Source organism: Streptomyces sp. NPDC048504, assembly GCF_043200035.1.
Taxonomy (GTDB): Bacteria; Actinomycetota; Actinomycetes; order Streptomycetales; family Streptomycetaceae; genus Streptomyces.
The window spans coordinates 43,889-60,085 of record NZ_JBICXA010000018.1; the positions used below are offsets into that span (position 1 = coordinate 43,889).

Annotated in this window: 21 protein-coding genes; 4 read left to right on the plus strand and 17 right to left on the minus strand. The window is 68.6% G+C overall.

Going from position 1 to position 16,197, the window contains the following annotated elements; all coding sequences use genetic code 11:
• The first annotated feature begins 33 nt into the window (after window positions 1-33).
• Window positions 34-573 carry a DinB family protein gene (locus ACGFY9_RS36665; protein ID WP_393761537.1) on the plus strand — a complete coding sequence of 180 codons (540 nt, stop codon included), beginning with the start codon at window positions 34-36 and terminating at the stop codon, window positions 571-573.
• Between the two features lie 45 nt (window positions 574-618).
• Here the strand turns inward: ACGFY9_RS36665 and ACGFY9_RS36670 are convergent, their stop codons facing one another.
• From ACGFY9_RS36670 to ACGFY9_RS36680, 3 genes are read right to left on the minus strand one after another with little or no spacing between them, the layout of a single operon-like run.
• On the minus strand, window positions 619-1,491 hold the full coding sequence (locus tag ACGFY9_RS36670) for an LLM class flavin-dependent oxidoreductase (RefSeq protein WP_393761539.1): 873 nt from the start codon (window positions 1,489-1,491) through the stop codon (window positions 619-621).
• 40 nt (window positions 1,492-1,531) lie between these two features.
• Complete coding sequence (locus ACGFY9_RS36675) at window positions 1,532-2,119, minus strand: dihydrofolate reductase family protein (RefSeq protein WP_393761541.1); 588 nt, start codon at window positions 2,117-2,119, stop codon at window positions 1,532-1,534.
• Window positions 2,120-2,174: 55 nt separating this feature from the next.
• The gene (locus ACGFY9_RS36680; protein ID WP_393761543.1) at window positions 2,175-2,942 is read right to left on the minus strand and encodes a prepilin peptidase; all 768 of its coding nucleotides are present in this window, start codon (window positions 2,940-2,942) and stop codon (window positions 2,175-2,177) included.
• Between the two features lie 132 nt (window positions 2,943-3,074).
• Between ACGFY9_RS36680 and ACGFY9_RS36685 the strand changes: the two genes are divergently transcribed.
• Window positions 3,075-3,446, plus strand: a complete 372-nt coding sequence (locus ACGFY9_RS36685) for a DUF192 domain-containing protein (protein ID WP_393761545.1) — start codon at window positions 3,075-3,077, stop codon at window positions 3,444-3,446.
• On the opposite strand, the gene ACGFY9_RS36690 is transcribed toward ACGFY9_RS36685, so the two are convergent.
• The 8 genes from ACGFY9_RS36690 to ACGFY9_RS36725 all read right to left on the minus strand — a co-directional run bounded on the left by ACGFY9_RS36690 (window position 3,385) and on the right by ACGFY9_RS36725 (window position 11,957).
• Window positions 3,385-3,909 (minus strand): hypothetical protein, encoded by a 525-nt coding sequence (locus ACGFY9_RS36690; protein WP_393761547.1) that lies wholly within the window; start codon window positions 3,907-3,909, stop codon window positions 3,385-3,387. The two genes, ACGFY9_RS36685 and ACGFY9_RS36690, sit on opposite strands and share 62 nt — an antisense overlap.
• Window positions 3,910-4,209: 300 nt before the next feature.
• Window positions 4,210-4,725 (minus strand): hypothetical protein, encoded by a 516-nt coding sequence (locus ACGFY9_RS36695; RefSeq protein WP_393761549.1) that lies wholly within the window; start codon window positions 4,723-4,725, stop codon window positions 4,210-4,212.
• Window positions 4,722-5,420: a hypothetical protein gene (locus ACGFY9_RS36700; RefSeq protein WP_393761551.1), complete on the minus strand. Its 699-nt coding sequence runs from the start codon at window positions 5,418-5,420 to the stop codon at window positions 4,722-4,724. The genes ACGFY9_RS36695 and ACGFY9_RS36700 overlap by 4 nt, the downstream gene beginning before the upstream one ends.
• A 98-nt stretch (window positions 5,421-5,518) precedes the next feature.
• Window positions 5,519-7,759 carry a Tox-REase-5 domain-containing protein gene (locus tag ACGFY9_RS36705; protein WP_393761553.1) on the minus strand — a complete coding sequence of 747 codons (2,241 nt, stop codon included), beginning with the start codon at window positions 7,757-7,759 and terminating at the stop codon, window positions 5,519-5,521.
• Window positions 7,760-8,037: 278 nt separating this feature from the next.
• Window positions 8,038-8,742, minus strand: coding sequence for a hypothetical protein (locus ACGFY9_RS36710; protein ID WP_393761555.1), 705 nt, complete (start codon window positions 8,740-8,742; stop codon window positions 8,038-8,040).
• 22 nt (window positions 8,743-8,764) lie between these two features.
• Window positions 8,765-9,139, minus strand: a complete 375-nt coding sequence (locus tag ACGFY9_RS36715; protein ID WP_393761557.1) for a hypothetical protein — start codon at window positions 9,137-9,139, stop codon at window positions 8,765-8,767.
• Window positions 9,136-11,346 (minus strand): glycoside hydrolase domain-containing protein, encoded by a 2,211-nt coding sequence (locus ACGFY9_RS36720; protein ID WP_393761559.1) that lies wholly within the window; start codon window positions 11,344-11,346, stop codon window positions 9,136-9,138. Before ACGFY9_RS36720 ends, ACGFY9_RS36715 begins: the two co-directional genes overlap by 4 nt.
• A gap of 128 nt (window positions 11,347-11,474) precedes the next feature.
• Window positions 11,475-11,957, minus strand: a complete 483-nt coding sequence (locus tag ACGFY9_RS36725) for a hypothetical protein (protein ID WP_393761561.1) — start codon at window positions 11,955-11,957, stop codon at window positions 11,475-11,477.
• Window positions 11,958-12,432: 475 nt separating this feature from the next.
• On the opposite strand from ACGFY9_RS36725, the gene ACGFY9_RS36730 reads away from it, so the two are divergent.
• Complete coding sequence (locus ACGFY9_RS36730) at window positions 12,433-12,684, plus strand: hypothetical protein (protein ID WP_393761562.1); 252 nt, start codon at window positions 12,433-12,435, stop codon at window positions 12,682-12,684.
• 230 nt (window positions 12,685-12,914) lie between these two features.
• Here the strand turns inward: ACGFY9_RS36730 and ACGFY9_RS36735 are convergent, their stop codons facing one another.
• Both ACGFY9_RS36735 and ACGFY9_RS36740 read right to left on the minus strand, forming a co-directional pair.
• Window positions 12,915-13,289: a hypothetical protein gene (locus tag ACGFY9_RS36735; RefSeq protein ID WP_393761564.1), complete on the minus strand. Its 375-nt coding sequence runs from the start codon at window positions 13,287-13,289 to the stop codon at window positions 12,915-12,917.
• Complete coding sequence (locus tag ACGFY9_RS36740; protein WP_393761566.1) at window positions 13,289-13,612, minus strand: hypothetical protein; 324 nt, start codon at window positions 13,610-13,612, stop codon at window positions 13,289-13,291. The genes ACGFY9_RS36735 and ACGFY9_RS36740 overlap by 1 nt, the downstream gene beginning before the upstream one ends.
• Before the next feature lie 164 nt (window positions 13,613-13,776).
• On the opposite strand from ACGFY9_RS36740, the gene ACGFY9_RS36745 reads away from it, so the two are divergent.
• Window positions 13,777-14,070 carry a GntR family transcriptional regulator gene (locus ACGFY9_RS36745; protein ID WP_393761568.1) on the plus strand — a complete coding sequence of 98 codons (294 nt, stop codon included), beginning with the start codon at window positions 13,777-13,779 and terminating at the stop codon, window positions 14,068-14,070.
• A 12-nt stretch (window positions 14,071-14,082) separates the two neighbouring features.
• Here the strand turns inward: ACGFY9_RS36745 and ACGFY9_RS36750 are convergent, their stop codons facing one another.
• From ACGFY9_RS36750 to ACGFY9_RS36765, 4 genes are read right to left on the minus strand one after another with little or no spacing between them, the layout of a single operon-like run.
• Window positions 14,083-14,670 carry an OmpA family protein gene (locus tag ACGFY9_RS36750; protein WP_393761898.1) on the minus strand — a complete coding sequence of 196 codons (588 nt, stop codon included), beginning with the start codon at window positions 14,668-14,670 and terminating at the stop codon, window positions 14,083-14,085.
• 55 nt (window positions 14,671-14,725) lie between these two features.
• The gene (locus tag ACGFY9_RS36755) at window positions 14,726-15,304 is read right to left on the minus strand and encodes a hypothetical protein (RefSeq protein ID WP_393761570.1); all 579 of its coding nucleotides are present in this window, start codon (window positions 15,302-15,304) and stop codon (window positions 14,726-14,728) included.
• Between the two features lie 34 nt (window positions 15,305-15,338).
• Window positions 15,339-15,941, minus strand: coding sequence for a pilus assembly protein TadG-related protein (locus ACGFY9_RS36760; RefSeq protein ID WP_393761572.1), 603 nt, complete (start codon window positions 15,939-15,941; stop codon window positions 15,339-15,341).
• Window positions 15,941-16,138 (minus strand): hypothetical protein, encoded by a 198-nt coding sequence (locus ACGFY9_RS36765; RefSeq protein ID WP_329349594.1) that lies wholly within the window; start codon window positions 16,136-16,138, stop codon window positions 15,941-15,943. The genes ACGFY9_RS36760 and ACGFY9_RS36765 overlap by 1 nt, the downstream gene beginning before the upstream one ends.
• Window positions 16,139-16,197 lie beyond the last annotated feature (59 nt).

Genomic DNA, 16,197 nt, shown 5'->3' on the forward strand with positions numbered 1-16,197 from the left:
GCGTTGTCAGTGGGCGCTGCTAATTTTCGAAGCATGGCCAACGACGGAGACGCGGGTACGGACCACGGGGATACGGGACTGCCGTACCACGGCGACGAGAAGGCGACGCTGCACGCGAGCCTGGACCGGGTCCGGGACGCGGTGCTGTGGAAGCTGGACGGCCTGGACGAGGAGCAGGCCAGACGGCCGATGACGCCCTCGGGCACGAGTCTGCTCGGGCTGGTGAAGCATCTGGCGTCGGTGGAGTACGGCTATTTCGTGGAGAGTTACGGCCGCGAGGTGGAGCCGCTGTGGTTCGACGCGTACAAGGGCGACGACATGGCCGCGGGCCCGGACGAGACGACCGAGCAGATCGTCGCCTTCTACGGCCGTGCCCGCGCCGCCGCCGACCGCACCATCGCCGAGCTGCCGCTGGACGCGGTCGGCCGGCCGCCGTGGCGCAAGCATTCCGTGTCCCTGCGCTGGGTGCTGGTCGATCTGATCGAGGAGACGGCGAGACACGCGGGGCACATGGACATCGTGCGGGAGTTGATCGACGGGGCGGCCGGGGATCATCGGCCGACGGAGGCGTAGTTCCGGGGACCGGGGAGGCGTAGTTCCGGGGCCGAGGGCCGGTGTTCAGGGGACCAGCGCCCTGACCTCCTCCGCCGCGAAGCGTACGAAGCCCTCCGGGTCGGGTTCGTCGCCGGTGGGCTGGAGGATCACCGTGTCGGCGCCGGCCTCCGCGAGGCGCTGGACTGCCTTCGCGACGGTGCCCGCGTCCCCGGCGACACCGAGGTCGGGGACCGACTCCACGCCGTCGTCGGCGAGTTCGGCGCGCAGGCGGGCTGCGGCGTCGGGACCGGTGGCGGTGAGGAGATAGACGACGACCTTGTGCGGCTCGGTGCGGCCGGCCGACTCCCGTCCCTCGTCGATGAGTCGACGGGCCCGGCGTACACCGTCCGGTGGGGTGCTCGCGGTGAGGATCGTGCCGTCGGCGGCCGCACCGGAGAGGCGGAGGGTACGCGGTCCGGTGGCTCCGGCGAGGATCTCGACGGGACCGGCCGGCGGCCAGTCGAGGGCGACGTCGTCGAGCTTGACGTACCGCCCGTCGGTCGTGAGGCGCTCCCCGCGCAACAGGGCGCGCAGCGCGTCGAGATGCTCGCGCAGCAGGGTCACCGGGGACTCGACGCGGGCGCCGACCTGTCCCATCCAGTCCTGTACGCCGTGCCCGACGCCGAGGATCGCGCGCCCCGGGAACAGCCGGTCCAGCGTGGCGACTTCCATCGCGGTGATGGCGACGTTCCGCAACGGCACCGGCAACAGGCCGACGCCGACGCGCACTTGCTCGCTCCACGCGAGCGCGGCGGCGGCGGCCGAAATCCCGCCCTCCCGGAAGCAGTCCTCCCACAGCCAGAGCTCTTCGAGCCCGGAGGCGTCGGCCAGTTGGACCACCGCCCGCAGTCGCTCGGGGGGAAGCTGGGGACGGAACACAGCGCCGAGTCCGGTCATGGGTTCTTCCTACCTGGGGAGAGTGCCGCGGGCAACAGCTTTACGAGTGGCTGGAGTTGAGGTCGGCGCGCTCGTAGCGCAGGAGCACGACCCCGTTGCCGAAGGCGTGGGTCTCGGTGAGGCGGAGCGGGGTGCGGGTGTCGGAGACGGGGAACATCGGCTTGCCGCGGCCGAGGACGATCGGGTTGACGTACACCTTGATCTCGTCGACGAGGCCGAGGCGGAGGAAGGTCGCGGCGAGGTCGGCGCCGCCGAGGCCCAGGTCGCCGCCGGGCTGTTCCTTGAGGGCCAGCACCTCCTCGGGGACGACCTCGGGCACGATGGTGGTGTTCCAGTCGGCGGGGCCGCTGGGCAGGGTCCGCGAGTACACGATCTTCGGCATGTCCCGCCAGATGCGGGCGAACTCGGCGATGACGGCGGGGGCTTCGGGGTCCGCGTCGGCGGTGGGCCAGTAGTCCGCCATCAGTTCGTGGGTGACACGGCCGTCGACGAAGGCACCCATGTGTTTGAGGGTGTCGTTCATGTGCTGGTGGAGTTCCTCGTCGACCATGTGCCAGTCGATGTCGTGGTCGGGGCCCTCCATGTAGCCGTCGAGGGACACGGACATCATCAGGCTGATCTTCCGCATGGGTGCACCGCCTCGTTCGTGGTCGGCCCCGCCCGGCGCCGGGTCCACCACCGTCTCACGCGACCGCGAACGCTCCCAGCACCACACCGGTGAACGCTCCCCCGAGCATGAACGGCCCCAACGGGATCGCCGTCTTACGGCCCGCCCGGCGCAGGGCGACCATGCCGAGGCCGTAGACCGCGCCGTACAGCACCCCCGCGAAGGCGCCCGTGACGAGCACCGGCCAGCCGTACCAGCCGAGGGCCGTGCCGAGGCCGAGGGCGAGTTTCACGTCGCCGAAACCCATGCCGGAGGGGTTGATGAGGTACAGGACCTCGTAGGTGGCCCCGAGGGCGAGACCGCCGTAGAGGGCGGTGGGCCAGGAACCGGCGTCGGCGGGGAGCGCGGCCGCGATGCCGAGGAGGGCGAGGGTGGCCGCGGCGAGCGGGAGGGTGAGGATGTCGGGGAGGCGGTGGACCCGGAGATCGACCAGCGCGAGGAGGACGGCGACGGGGGCGGCGAGCAGCCAGACGACGAGTTCGGGGCGGGGGCCGGTGGCCGCGGCGAGGGCCGCGCAGATGAGGGCGGTCGCGGTGGATACGGCGGGGGTGCGGGGGCCGTAGGGGCCGCAGGCGGTGGTGACGGGCTGCGCGCCGCTGGTGTCAGGCGTGCAGTGGGCCCGGCCGAGCCAGCCGTCGAACGGGCCCGTGATCGGGTGGCCGTCGGGGCACTGCCCCTTCCAGGGTTCCTCGGGGTCCACGGAGAGGCGGTGGGCGGCGCGGGGCAGCAGGAGGCCCGACCACGCGCCCCACAGGGCACCCACGACGATCAGAATCAGGCGCACGCGGGGACGATATCGAGTGGGCGGCGGTCGGGGCATGGGTCCGTGGGCCCATGTGGGGCCTACTCCCGGGTGGATACGGTCGGTTGACTCGGTTGACACCGGTTCCGAAGTGGCGCAGGAAGGTGACCTGGCATGGGACGACGCTGGAGTGACGGTCGGGGGAAGCTGATCGTGCCGGGGGCGGCGGGGACGGTCACCGTCCCGCTGGAGCTGGCGACCTCGTACCGGGCGCGCACGAAGGGGCTGCTCGGCCGGGACACGATCGACGGCGCGATGCTGCTCTCACCGGCGAGCAGCGTCCACACGTTCCGGATGCGCTTCCCGATCGATGTGGCTTACCTGGACCGGGACTTGAAGGTCGTCGCCGTCCACACGATGAAGCCGGGGCGACTGGGGCTGCCACGGCTTCGGTCCCGGCATGTGCTGGAGGCGGGGGCGGGGGTCATGGCGGGGTGGGGGGTGGAGGCGGGGGTTCGGGTGGAGGTGTCGGTGGAGACGGGGTAGGGGGAAGGGGCAGGTCCGGTACCTGTTCCGCCACCCCGTACACCCGATACGGGTAGAGGGCCGCGTCCGCGCCGTACCCCGTCTCGATCGGCTCGATGCTGCACCTGACCACGCGTCCGTCGGGGACCGCCGCCCAGTACGCGCTCGGTGGGAAGGACTCCGCGGGATGGAGGACCGAACTCCCCGTCCTGGCCGCGATACCGCGAGCGAGGTCCGCCTCCGTGAGGTCGCCGGCGGCGGATTCGGTGACGCTGATGTCGAGGGAGAGCGCCAGGTTGCCCGGCGGCAGCGGGCAGTAGGTGCAGAGCACCGGGGCCTCCCAGTCACGGCCTTCCTGGTCCTCGTCCTGGTGCGCCACGTCGACGCCCTCGTCGGGCAGCCACAGCAAGTCCGCCAAGGCGTGGCGGAGTTCGGCGGGTCGCGGCTCCGTCACGACGAAGAGGTTCGCGAGGAGGATGCTCATCTGTCACCCGCTTTCCGGCGGCGTCCGTGGTCCCGCTTCCGGCGGCGCACGCCGTGGCACAGCTGCAAGATGTCCGCCGCGCGGTTCCAGGGGGTCATGTTGGCAGTGTCCCGCCCGCCGCCAGCCGGGCGAGGGCCTCGCGGCTCCGGCGGCCGAGTCCGCGAGCGTCGAGTCGGCCGAGGCTCGCGCCGGCGCGTCCAGGGCGGCTCCATCGTTCGCCTCGGTGTGGGCCAGTGCCTCCCGTGTCCGGCGCCCGTCCGGGGTCGGGTCGTGCCACGGATCGCTGTGCGGCACGACGGTTCACCCGTCTTCCCCGAGCTCGGTGATCGGGTGGTCGGAGACGACGGCGCACAGGATCATGGGGGCGTCGCCGTCGGACTGGCTGAGGGAGACGGCCAGTTGGCGGGCAGGGGTTTCCGGGCGGCCGGTCGGCAGTGGTCCCCAGACCGTCAGGTCGCCCAGCAGGTCCTCGTCGCACAGCGCCTGGAAGAGTGCGGGCATCGGCTCTCCCGCGATCTTGCGGAAGAGCGGCACGTGCATGGCGACTTGGCGGTGCGGTCCGTATCGGTCGTCCAACTGGCGGACGAGGGCGGCCAGTCGGGTCTCGGCCACTTCCTCCGCCTCGTTCCACTCGGGTGCGTACGCACCGGTGAGCGGTCTGCCCTTCCACAGCGGGGCGATCACGAAGCCCGCGCCCCGGGTCGCGGTCCACTCCCCCGTGGCCGGATCGCCCTCGCTCACGGTCGGCCCGGTCGCCGGGACGGGCCCGGTGAGCAGCGCGTCGAGGTCCGGGAGTTCCCGGCCGGGTGCGGTCACAGCGTGGCCCGGTCCATGGGGCGCGGCAGGGGCCGTAGCGCTCCGGTCTCCCGCAGCCGTTCGAAGGCGCGCACCACGGTGTCAACCTCGCCGTCCGCCGCGATGTCGAGCACAACGCCCGCGCCGGGGACGGCGGTTCGGGGCGCGGTCAGGTCGTCCGGCACCAACTCGGCACGGGCCGGGGAGAGATAGCCGGCCCGGCCCACGCACGGTTCGCCGACGCCGTACTCCGCCTCGTCCTCCAGCGCGTCCAGTACGTCGTCGTCGGTCACGTCGCCGAAGTCGGGCTGCCAGAACTCGGCGACGGCGGCGAGGAGTTGGGTGCCGGGCAGCTCGGTGTCCTCGGGTGAGTGGATGCCGATCACCAGTGACTGGAGCAGGAACCCGGAGTCGCCGCCTGCCAGTCCGCTCACCTCGACCGTCCAGCCAGGCGCGCCCGTGGCGGTGAGCCTGAGAGCGGTGCCGGTCCCCTTCGCCCAGTCGTCCGCGGCCCGGGCCTCCTGGAGGGCGGCGCGCAGGCTGCCCTCGTCCGACGGAACCGACGAGGCCGGCGTGGAGACCACCATCCACTCCGCGGGGAGAGCGGCGTGCGGAAGGAGCCGGGTGACCTGATCGAGTGTCGCCTTCCAGCGGCCGGCCAGTTCCTCGACCGATTCCTCCCTGGGGCCCCAGAAACCCCTCACCAGACGTCGCATTCTCCGTCTCCGTCTCTGTCGTACGTAGTCCCTGGTCGCGCGTGCGTGTGCGGGTGTCGTAGCAGGTCCGGCTGCTGTCCGCCGTCACCCTAGTCGAGCTAGCCGAACGCCCCCGGCTTCCGTGTTCCGCCGACCGGCTTCTGCTTCTCGTAGACGACCTTGATGTCGAGGCCCTCGTCCCGGAACGCCCGCCTGGCCGCCTTGGCCACGTCCGGGTTGGAGAAGTGCCATTCGACGGCCTTGCCGCCCGCGGCCGCCACCTGCCGCCGCGCCTCGGTGGCGAACTCGGCCTTCGCGGACGGGGTCAGCTCCCCCTTGCTGGACTTGGAGAGGTAGCCCTCGTAACCGTTCTTGGCCTCCAGATACGTCTGCCTGCCCGCGTCCCAGCCGTCGAACTCGACGTCGGGCACGCCCTTCTTGGGGTACGGGACCACGTACTCCTCGCCGCGGACCGTGCCGGTGACCTGCTCCTGGTAGCGGAGCCACGACTCGTTCTTCCAGTTGGGCACGGGGTTGCGGTCACGGCTCGCCCAGAAGCCGTCGCTGTTGTCGGCGGAGCCGAGCGGGTGGTTCTTCAGGTCCGCGGCCCAGTCCGGCGGGTTGTAGTTGCGCGGATCCGAGGTGTCGCCGTGCTTGGGGTCGGGGTACTCCTTCTTGGCCGCCGCGGCCTTCGCCGCGCGTCCCGGCTCCTCCGCTCGCTTCTCGGCCAGGTAGGCCTCCCGCTCCTGCTTGCGGGCCTCCTCGGCCTCCTTCTTGGCGTCCTCGTCGCAGCCGTCCTCGGCCAGGAAGACGTACGGGGAGGACGCGCCCGCGGCAAGGACCGTGGTGCCGGTACCGGTGCCGCCGAGCGCGGGACCACCGCTGCCGTCGTACGGGATCCGGCGCGCCGGGGCGCCGATCGTGCAGCCGGAGTCGCGGGCCTTCTTCTCGGCCTCGTCCGCCGCGTCGTCGGCCTCTTTCGCCGCCTTCTCGGCACCCTCGACGTCACCGGCCTTGGCCGCCTTCTTCGCGTCCTCCGCGGCCTTGGCCGCCTTCTCCGCGAGTTCGCCGAGTTTGCCCAGCTTGCCGATCTTGCCGAGGTCGCCGACCTTCTCGACGATCTTCGCGCCGTCGTAGCCCGGGATGAAGAGGGAACCGACGTTCCAGAGGACATGGGTGACGGCGCGGGTCTTGTCGCCGTTGTTCCAGTCCTTGGCGACGTCGTCGCCGATGAACACGTCGTAGAGAACCGTGCCACCGGTCTTGACGGAAGCACCGGCCCAGTCCCACAGGGCGCCGCCGTAGTCGCCGTCGGACCACTTCTTGCCGGCGTCCTTGGAGTTCTTCGACCAGTCGTCGCCGAGCTGTTTGCCGTAGTCGCCGATGCCCTTCAGGGTGTCCATCGGGTGGCGGACCATGTCGTAGATGCCGGTGAGGTCGCCCCAGACGCCGTCGACGAAGAGGCCCTGGCCGACTTGTTTGACCTGGTTGCCGGCGCAGCCGAAGAAGGCGCCGACGCCTGAGAAGCAGCCCTCGTCGTCTTTCTTGTCGTCCTTGTCGTCGGCGGGGGCGGGCTTCTTGTCGTCGGTCTGGTCCGGGGCGGTGGTGGTGGTTGTGCCGGTGCCAGTGCCGGTGCCTCCTGTGATGTCGGTGCCGCCTGAAGTCCCGCCGTTGCCATTGCCGTTGTTGTTGCCGTTGTTGTCACCGCCGGCTGTGTCCGCGTCGCCGCCCGTCGAAGCGGGGCAGGCCATGCCGGTGACCTTGCAGACCTCCGACTGGATGCCGGTGAAGATCTGGGTACCGAGGCCGCTGACGAGCAGAGCGGTGATGATGGCGGCGACGATGGCGATGAACCCGGCGTACTCGACCGCCGTCTGCCCCTCGTCCCGGCGCCAACGGATCAGCCGGGACAGGGAGAACGGCCGGCGCTCCACGCGGTCCAGTTCGGCGAGCCCGTACCACTGACGGCTTTCGGGGCGGGACAGGAAGAACAGGATGAGGATCGGGAGGAGCAGTTGCAGCCCCCCGCGGGCGGACCCGGAGACGAGGTTGACTACCCCGCCGAGGATCAACCAGCCCTGTACGGCGACGAGTCCACGCCGGACGCGGGTCCCGCCCTCCCAGCTCCGCCGCGCGAGCCACCAGCCGAGGACACCGGGTGCGGCGGCGTACGCGACGAGGGCGATCACCTGTCCGTCGAGCGCGTCGTACGCCCCGGCGGTCATCAGGAAGCCGAGCCCGCCGAGGAGGGTGATGGCAAAGAGGGCGTGCACCAACACCAGCGCGGTGGCGAGCGGCACGGGCATCTCCTGACGCCCGCTCAACGCACCTTGCCCACCGACTCCCCCGATCGAGGCCATGTTTCCTCCGTCCCCCGATATCGCTCAACACCACCTGAGCTTCCAGAGGTTAGGGAGGGGATCGACGCCCGAGATGGGCCCGTGGACCCAAATCGGTACCCAGATCAGTAATCGGTACCGAGATCGGTACCCAGACTCCTGGTGGGCTCGGACCGAAACGATGTCGTCGGCAGCCGAAGGCGCTCGAAGCCGCACGAGCGAGTGCGGTGCGGCTTCGAGCCCTTCCTTTCGTCACCTCGGCGAGAGCGACGCCTCGTGAGGGCCCTGTCGGCTCGGGCTCAGGCCGCCGTCCCCCGCTGGCGGCTCTCAAGTGCCTTCGCGGCCTTCCGCCTCCCGGAAGCCAGGACGTCGACCGGGGTGCCGGCGCCCTTGCCCGGGGTGTCCTTCCAGACACGGATCTTCTCGACGACCGCGGTGAGCCTTGTGTCCGCGGGCTTCACGTCGATGGAGAACAGCGACTCGTCCGGCCGGCTGTCGTCGCCACCCCATCGGACCACGCCGTCGAGTTCGGCCAGGATGTCGCGGATCACCAGGAGCTGGGGGGAGAAGAACCCGCCCCTCGACCCGGCCGGATAGGAGCCCGGGCGGATCTGTACGGCCGTGCCCGAGGCCTGGTTGGACTCGGTGAGCTCCTTGTTGACCTCGCTCGGGGCTCGCCAGCCGATGACGTCGCCCTTGCGCAACTCGTCGACCTCGTAGTGGAAGCGGCGGATCACGTGGACCAGGACCGCTTCCACGTCACCGACGCAGACGTCGATGGAACATCCCGTGCCGGGGACCGGGCGCGTCCACACCGTTGAGACGTCGTTGGTCTTCTCCATCAGCTCCCATCCGTTGAGGGAGGTGGGTCGCTCGGTGTCCTCGGCGTCAGGGGCGGTTTCCTCGGCGGCGGCGGGAGCCGCCGTCAGGAGCCCGCCGGTGAAACCGGCCAGGCCCAGAACTGTCGTGCTCTTTACCGCCGTGCGTCTCGTGATGTGAGCCATCCCGCTGCATCTCCCTTTCGTTTCACTTGTTCTCGATGAAGAACATCAACGCCACCGTCGGAAGGAGGACCAGCAGTGAACTGACGGTCCAGTAACGCCGTTTGAGGGCGTCCCGCTTTCGGCGCATCGCGAGGTTGACCGGAATCCACAGCCCCAGGAACGCCGCCCACATCGGTACCAGCACCAGCAGCCAGGGCAGCATGCCGTCGTTCTCCGTGGGTTCCCTGTGCGTGATTCCCAGGCCCGCGAGGGGGTAGTTCACCGCGAACAGCACGAGGGCCCAGACGGGGATCACGGCGACGATCCCCAGTACGAGATTGACGACGACGGGGGCCGTCCACGTCCGGCGGGCCGAAGGTGCTCGGGCGGAAGTCTCGGGAGCAGTGCGGGAGTTCATGGATTTCGCACGATCTTGTAGTACTTCTCCAGTACCTGGTAAAGGCCGCCGACCTGTCTGCCGTACTCCTGGGCGGCGTCGTTGGTTCCGTTGTAGCGCGCCAGGATCGCCTGGGAATCGGCGTCGCTCGTGTCCAGGCCGGGCCGGGAGAGGCCGATCTGGTACGCGTTGTAGATCGTCAGGTAGGCGGCCGTCTTCACGTTGTACACCGGATCATCGTGTAGTTGGGTCCACACGTCGGTCAGGTTGCCCGCCGTCCCCGGCACCAGCAGCGTGCCGTTGATGATTCCCTGCTGAACGCAGTAGTTCCGAGCCTCGATGGCGACCCAGCCGAAGATCTGTCCCCACCCGGTGCTGCAGTCGTCCTTCAGGCCGTTCTGTACGGCGAGATCCGCGACGGGGTCCAACGGGTTGAACTTGCGCAGCTCCCAGAGCACCGGGGCCTGGATCAGCGCCTTGCGCAGTTTGAGCTGGCGGGCGAGCGAGGTGAAGAGCCAGTCCGCGCCGACGACCAGATCGAACGCCTCGCTGTTGGATATTCCGCCCAGGGTCGCCCAGTCGCTGTCGGTCCAACCGTCTCCGCCGGTTTCGGGGACCCCGATGGATTCCAGGTAACCGCGCACTTCCTGCAGCATGGCGTCGCGGTAGGTGTCGTCGAACTCGGTGTCCAGCCCGTCGGTGTACGAGCCGGGGTCGAAGGTGTTCTGGCCCACGTCCCGGCCGGACGCGACGTTCTTGTCGATCTCGATGGAGCCGGTTCCCGACCCGACGGCGACGGTGGCGATCTGGTCGAAGGCCCAGTTGTTGGACAGGGGATATCCCAGGTTCCCCGAGAAACCGCTCGACATGTCCGAGACGAAGCTGGCGTCGGCGTAACCCGCCACCATGGCCCGTGAACACACGTTCCGCGGACCGTAGATGCCGACCAGGTACCGGGAGTTCTCCTGGATCACCCGGTAGATCCCACGGAAGTGCGGAAGGACGTAGTCGGTCACGTCGGCGTCGAGCGCGTCGTAGTCGACGGCGAAGTAGATGCGGGTTCCGTCCTTGAAGCCGTGGTACTTGGCCCACTCGATCGCGTCATAGGCGTCGTACGTCCCCTGGGGGTAGTTGAAGTACGCGTTGCTGCCGCCCCACGTCTGGTAGATCGGGAAGCAGCTCAGTCCGGCGTCGGCGATGGTCGCCAGTTCGCCGGGCTTGATCACCTTGTCCAGGGTGGTGTTGGGAACGTTGGACAGATAGCGCCCGACGTACTTGTAGCCGGCCGCTTTGAGGGCCGCCGCCCTCTCCGCGGTGACGGTGGTGACGCAGTCGCAGGCGGTGCCGGGACGGGACTGGTCACCGTAGGAGACCAGCAGGGACGCCCAGGTGGGGAAGTCGGCGTTCGCGGTCTGGGGAAGTCCGACGTAGGCCTGAAAACTCGTCGTCTCCGCCGCCAGCGCGGAGGTGTACGAGCTGGAGAACACGGTGCCGGTGCGCTGGTTGAGGATCAGGGCGGCCGAATAGAGGGACACCCAGGCACCGGAGCTTCCCACCGTGAGGGTGTGGGCCTTGATGCCCGCCTGGGTCGCCGGGCCGAAGACCCCGTTGGCCACTCCGTCCGCCAGGCCGGTCTCGTACTGGATCGCGTACAGCATGGACTTCGCGACATCTCGGGAGTGGTGGCCGTCGCAGGGGATGATGAAGAAGTCCGCGCGGTTGACGTAGCGCCCGTTCAGCCACTGCTGGATCGAACGGATACCGGCGCTGCCCGCGCTGTCCCCGTAGTCCACCAGCACATAGGGGTCCATGTTGAGCAACGCCTTGAACACCTTCGGCGTCACGTCGCTTCCGGTGTAGACGCCGGCCACACCCATGTCGGATTTCAGGTTCGTCACGGCGGCCTCGACGCGCGAGTTGTAGGTGCCGTCGATCTCACCGCCGTCGTAGCCCTTGCAGTAGAGGCCTGACTGGATGATCCGGCAGAAGTTGGCGGAAGGGACCGTCGAGGCGTTCAGTTTCGGGTACTTCGACGTGAGCGTGCTCAGGGTGGTGGGACCGAAGGTGTCGGACAGTGCGGTGATTCCCAGCTCGTACTGGAGCGCCCGGGTGAGGGCGTACATCGTGTTCCAGCCGGTCTTGCCGTCCTCGTCGACCGTCATGCCGATAACACTGCCGTACGTTTCGTTCACGAATCTCTGCGCGCGCTCCACTAATTCGTCAGCCATGAGTCCACTTCTCCTGTGGTCGCTTCTGCGGTGGGCGACAAAAGAAGAGGCGTGAGCCGCACGTTCACTGTGGCCGTTCGACCGCTTGAAACGAGATCGCCTTACGCCTCATGTCAGTGCGGCTGGTGCTAGCAGCTGTAGCTTTCCTTGCCGTTGACGAGATAGCCGGTTTCGGCCTCGGTCTCCAGCAGATACGCCACGGTGAAGCAGCCACCGGAGCCGGTCGTTATGTACACAGGGCCGGCATACGAGCTGAAGGTGCCGGAGTCGTAGCCGCAGGCAGAGCTGGACGTGGTCCCCGGACAGGCCTGCAGATACATCCAGTTGGCGCCGCCAGGCGTCTGGTTGTAGAAGACGACGCAGAGGTACCCGCCGCCGACGTAGGCGGCCATGCTGCCGCTGACCGCTCCCGTGTCGCCGGGCAGGGAGGCGTCGATGTAGGCCAGGGTGTTGTAACTCCCGCCGCACACCGTCGAAGCGGCGGCGACGGCCTGCGGGTTCGACGCGGCGGCCTCGGCGGTGGCGCTGTCGGCGCCCGCCGCCAGCCGGACCGCGACACCGTCACTGCGGGTCGCGACGACGGAACCCGTCGGTCCGGGGCTGTCGGCCACCGAAGCCTGAGTGGTCAGGCCCAGGAGAACAAGCACCGCGAAGGACACGGCCGCTAATCGCCGTATCACGTACAGGGAACGCACAGATTCCACTCCTGTCGTGTTCCACTGCGCGGCATCCCGGCTATGTGGTGGGTAACCTGGGCCGGGATGCCCGCAGTTGAGGTGATATCGCATTCAGGGATGTTCGCGTCACCTGTGGAAGTACCAGCGAATGAGCTTCTCATGGCCATCCTGGAATTGACCAAGTCCGGTGCACGACGAAACAGCCCGATTGGTTCGTTGTCGGCGGCCACTTGGAACGCACTCGTGATTACATCGGTATGAAATTCGTGCACAACCAAAAGCGGCGTTCAGGCGTCTCGGTGCAGTTAATCGGCGGTGTACGCGCGCTGTCCACCAGCAGGTCTTCGTCCGGTCCGAGGTCAGTCACGCCGTGCGGATCCGGATGCGGTTGGACCACAAGGAACACGAGGTGCGCGCTCTTGAGGAGCAGTGGGAGCTCAGCCGGGTCGGCACTCCGACGAGACTTCAGGTGACGTCGGAGTACGCGCGAGGGCCGAGCCGGATCGTCAGCCGCCAGTGGACCGTCGGACGTGGGGCCGGCGGTCGCCTGGAGACGACGGAGACCTTCCGTTTCGACAGCGCCCAGATGCGCGAGCCGCTGCGCGACACCGTCCCCAAGTCCGGCTGGACCTGGCGGGGAGTGGTCTTAGGCAAGCTGTGAGGTCATCAGCCTCAGCAGTCGGCCTGGCGTCATCCCCACCGATCGAGTCCCGCCCGGCCCGGTCGTTCAGGCCGCATCCTCACCAAAGGGGGACTTCCAACTTGAGCGGTGCGGGTGTCTTTGCCGGTGCCTGCTGGAGGGGCCCTTCCCCGTGGAAGTGTGACACTTCGGCGAGAAGTGTCACACTTTCGCGCCTCACCCCCTTGGCACGAGGCATCCCCGCGCACCCCTCAACTTCGAAGACGCCCATCCCCGCGGTCGTCGGCCTCCGAGTCCGGCGGGCCCAGGCGTGCGCCACGCGACTCGGCTACGCGTACGGCGTCGGTCAGGCACTCGGCAAGCCGGATGGCCACGTATCGCACCTCGGTGTACGGGGACATGGGGTCGTCCAGCACCTTCCCGGCACCGCCCAACACGTCGGCGGCCAGGCCGAGTTGTACGGCCTCCATCTCGTCCGCGAGGCGCGACAGGTACCCGCCCTCGCTGTCGGTCGACAGATAGCAGGGCTTACCCTCCGGCGACGGCCACGGCAGCAGACGGAGGGGCGTGACAGTGCCCACCGATTCCCCCGGTTCCTTCAACTCCCCCTTCTTCAACGACCTCATCACGCTGCCACCTCCGTCGCACCGGCCGGATACCGGTCCAGTTCGATCCCGAAATCTGCGGCCACCACGCGCGCGAGGCGCCGACACCGCCGACGGACGAGTTCCCGCTCGTGGGAGACGAGATAGGGGCGGACCAGACCGGCTTCGGTGGCGTCGAGGGGGAGGTCGAGACCGTAGGGGGAGCGGTGGGCGGGAAGGGAGAAGGGCGAGCGTTCACGATGGGCGGGTACGGCTGCGGGGTGAGCTCCGGCGCGATGGCTCCCCGTGCCGGGGGCGAGCAGGTGGCTCAGCCACGCGGCGAGACGGCGGATAAGATCGTGCATGTCGACCTGCTTCCTTCAGGTTGGCCATGCCCCGGGGCCCTGCCAGGCCGCCGGGGTCTGTGCTGTCTCGTGCATTTTGCCTTAGGACGCGTTAGGTAGCAATAGGAAGCATACGGTTGCACCCGCATGTGGTAGGCCGCTACGAGGCGCCTTAGCTTGCAGGCATGGTTGATGACCGCGAGTGGAGACCCGACCCGACGAGTCACGTCTACGTGTATCTACAGGTCGTGCATCACATCGCCGAGCAGATCCGCTCTGGGCGTTTGCCCGAGGGAGCGCGACTTCCGGCCGAACGTGACCTCGCTGAGCAATACGGCGTTGCCGTCAACACCGTCCGCCGGGCTGTTCGGGACCTTCGCGATCAAGGCCTTGTCATCACTGTCCCCATCAAGGGCACCTTCGTCCGCGCTGACAAGCCGTCCGCCGACGCCCCCGCCGAGACCGAGAGCACCGACTGACGGCCGTCCACGTCAGCTCTCCGTGCGCGGGAACGTCACCTCGACCCTGCGGTTCTTCTTGCGGCCGGCCTCTGTCGAGTTGTCGGCGATCGGGTACTGCTCGCCGTAGCCGCGTACCTCGAAGGTGATGTTCGGGTTGTTCAGGTCCGAGTCCAGGACGGCCTGTACGGCGTCGGCGCGCTGCTTGGAGAGGATGTCGCCGTGCGCGGACGAGCCGAGGTTGTCGGTGAACCCGAAGACGCGGACCGTCGACGCGTTCTGCTTCTTGATCTCCTCGGCGATCGCGTCGATACGGGACTTGGCCTCGGCGCTCAGCTTGGAACTGTCCTTGCTGAAGAGGACCTCGGCCTGGAGGGCGAAGGTCACGTCCGAGTTGGTGTCCTCACGGCGTTCCTCACCGCCCTGGTCCTCCACGACCGACTTGATGTCCAGGACCTTGGGGTTGGCGAGCGTCGCGCCTTCGGGGAGCTTCAGGTCCGGGTCGTTCGGGTCGACCTGCACCGGGGCGGAGGCCGAGGCCTCGGTGCCCGGTGGGACGCTCGGGCTCGGGGTGTCGTCGGCGTGCGCCGCCACCGCGCCGACGATGTTCGCGGCGACCATGATCGTAGCGGCGGTCACGACCAGGGCGAGACGGGGAGTGGTGGTCACGGCCGCCTCATCCGGAGATCTTGATCGTGGCGACGGAGAATGTCGGTAGCTCGAAGGAGACCTCGGTCGTGGTCGTCGGCGGGGCCGGGAACTGCATGAAAACGGCCAGGTCGTCGCCAGACCGGATGGTCGAGAAGCCCGTGGTCGTCAGCGGACGGCCGTCCGTGTCGCGCAGTACGTAGTAGCGCTTCTTGCCCTTGGAGTCCACGAGCGTGGCGCCGCCCAACGACCTGCCGTTCCTGATGATCTCGGTCTCGTTGCCGCTCAACGCGGACGGGACCGCGATGCTGTTGGCACCGTCGTTCTTGAGACTGCCGTTCACCGTGATGAAGCCGCCCGAGTCACGAGTGGCGGAAGTGATGTCCAGGACCAGGCCGTTCGAGCCTTTCAGTTCGGCCAAGGGCTCGTCCGACTGCCCCTCCTGAGCGCTCGGATCGGATCCGCTGCTCTTGGAGGCCGATGCCGGAGTGTCCGGCTTCTTGTTGTCGTCGCCACTACCGCAGCCGGCCACACCGAGGGCCAGACCGGCCGCGACAGCCAGTGCGACTGTCCCCCTGCGGGCCGTCGAAGTGAACCGAATGCTCATGACTCTGCTTCCTTCATCACTCGTCGTTCGCTTGTCAGTCGGCCAGATGGACGTCGAAGAGGTCCTCGGGTCCCGGTAGATCGGTGAGATCCGTCGGGTCGAGTTCCCAGTCCCTGTCCTTGCAGGTGAGCTTCGGCAGCACGTCATCTCCGGCGTCCGCGCCGGGGAGTTGGAACGTGCAGAGCGGCTCGATCACGGCGACGGCATGAGTCTTCGAGTACGTGCTCTCCGTGCCGGGGACGATCGAATCCCCGACCGGTTTGTCCGTCTCGACGGCGACCGTGTACTGCAGGGGGAGCCCCGTCGGCGGTGAACAGCCGGTCACGTGGGCGTCATTCTGCCCCGCGAGCTCATCGGCACGCCCGCATCCGTCGACGAGTCCCGCCACGTTGCCGTCGAAGATCTCCTGCCACTTGGTCGGGTCGAGTACGTTCTCCACCCACTTGCCCGCAAGTTGGTCCCGGGTGTCCTGAGCCGCCGCGAGCGCTGCCGCGTCCGCGGCCGTCTGGGCGCCACCCCGGTTCACTGCGGCCTGGCCGACCGCGACGTAGGCGAACGCGAGAAAGAGCAGACCCGCCACCACCGTGATGTAGATGGGGAAGGCCTGCCCTGCGTCGCTGTACCTACGCGGCCGCATCAGCCGCCGGTGACCTCGCCGATCTTCGTCGTGATCGCGTCGAAGATCGACTGCCCGATGTCCGTTCCCGTGATCGCCAGCACGATCGCGACCACCACAGCGATGATGCCCAGGTACTCCACCGCGGTCTGGCCCTTGTCGCTGCGGGCGGCGCGGGCCTGAAGGTACGTCACGGTGGTGTTGATCCAGTTGCTCATGGTGTTCCCCTCCGAGAGACTCGATCCCGGCTTCCTCGTCGCCGGTGCCGCTTTCGACA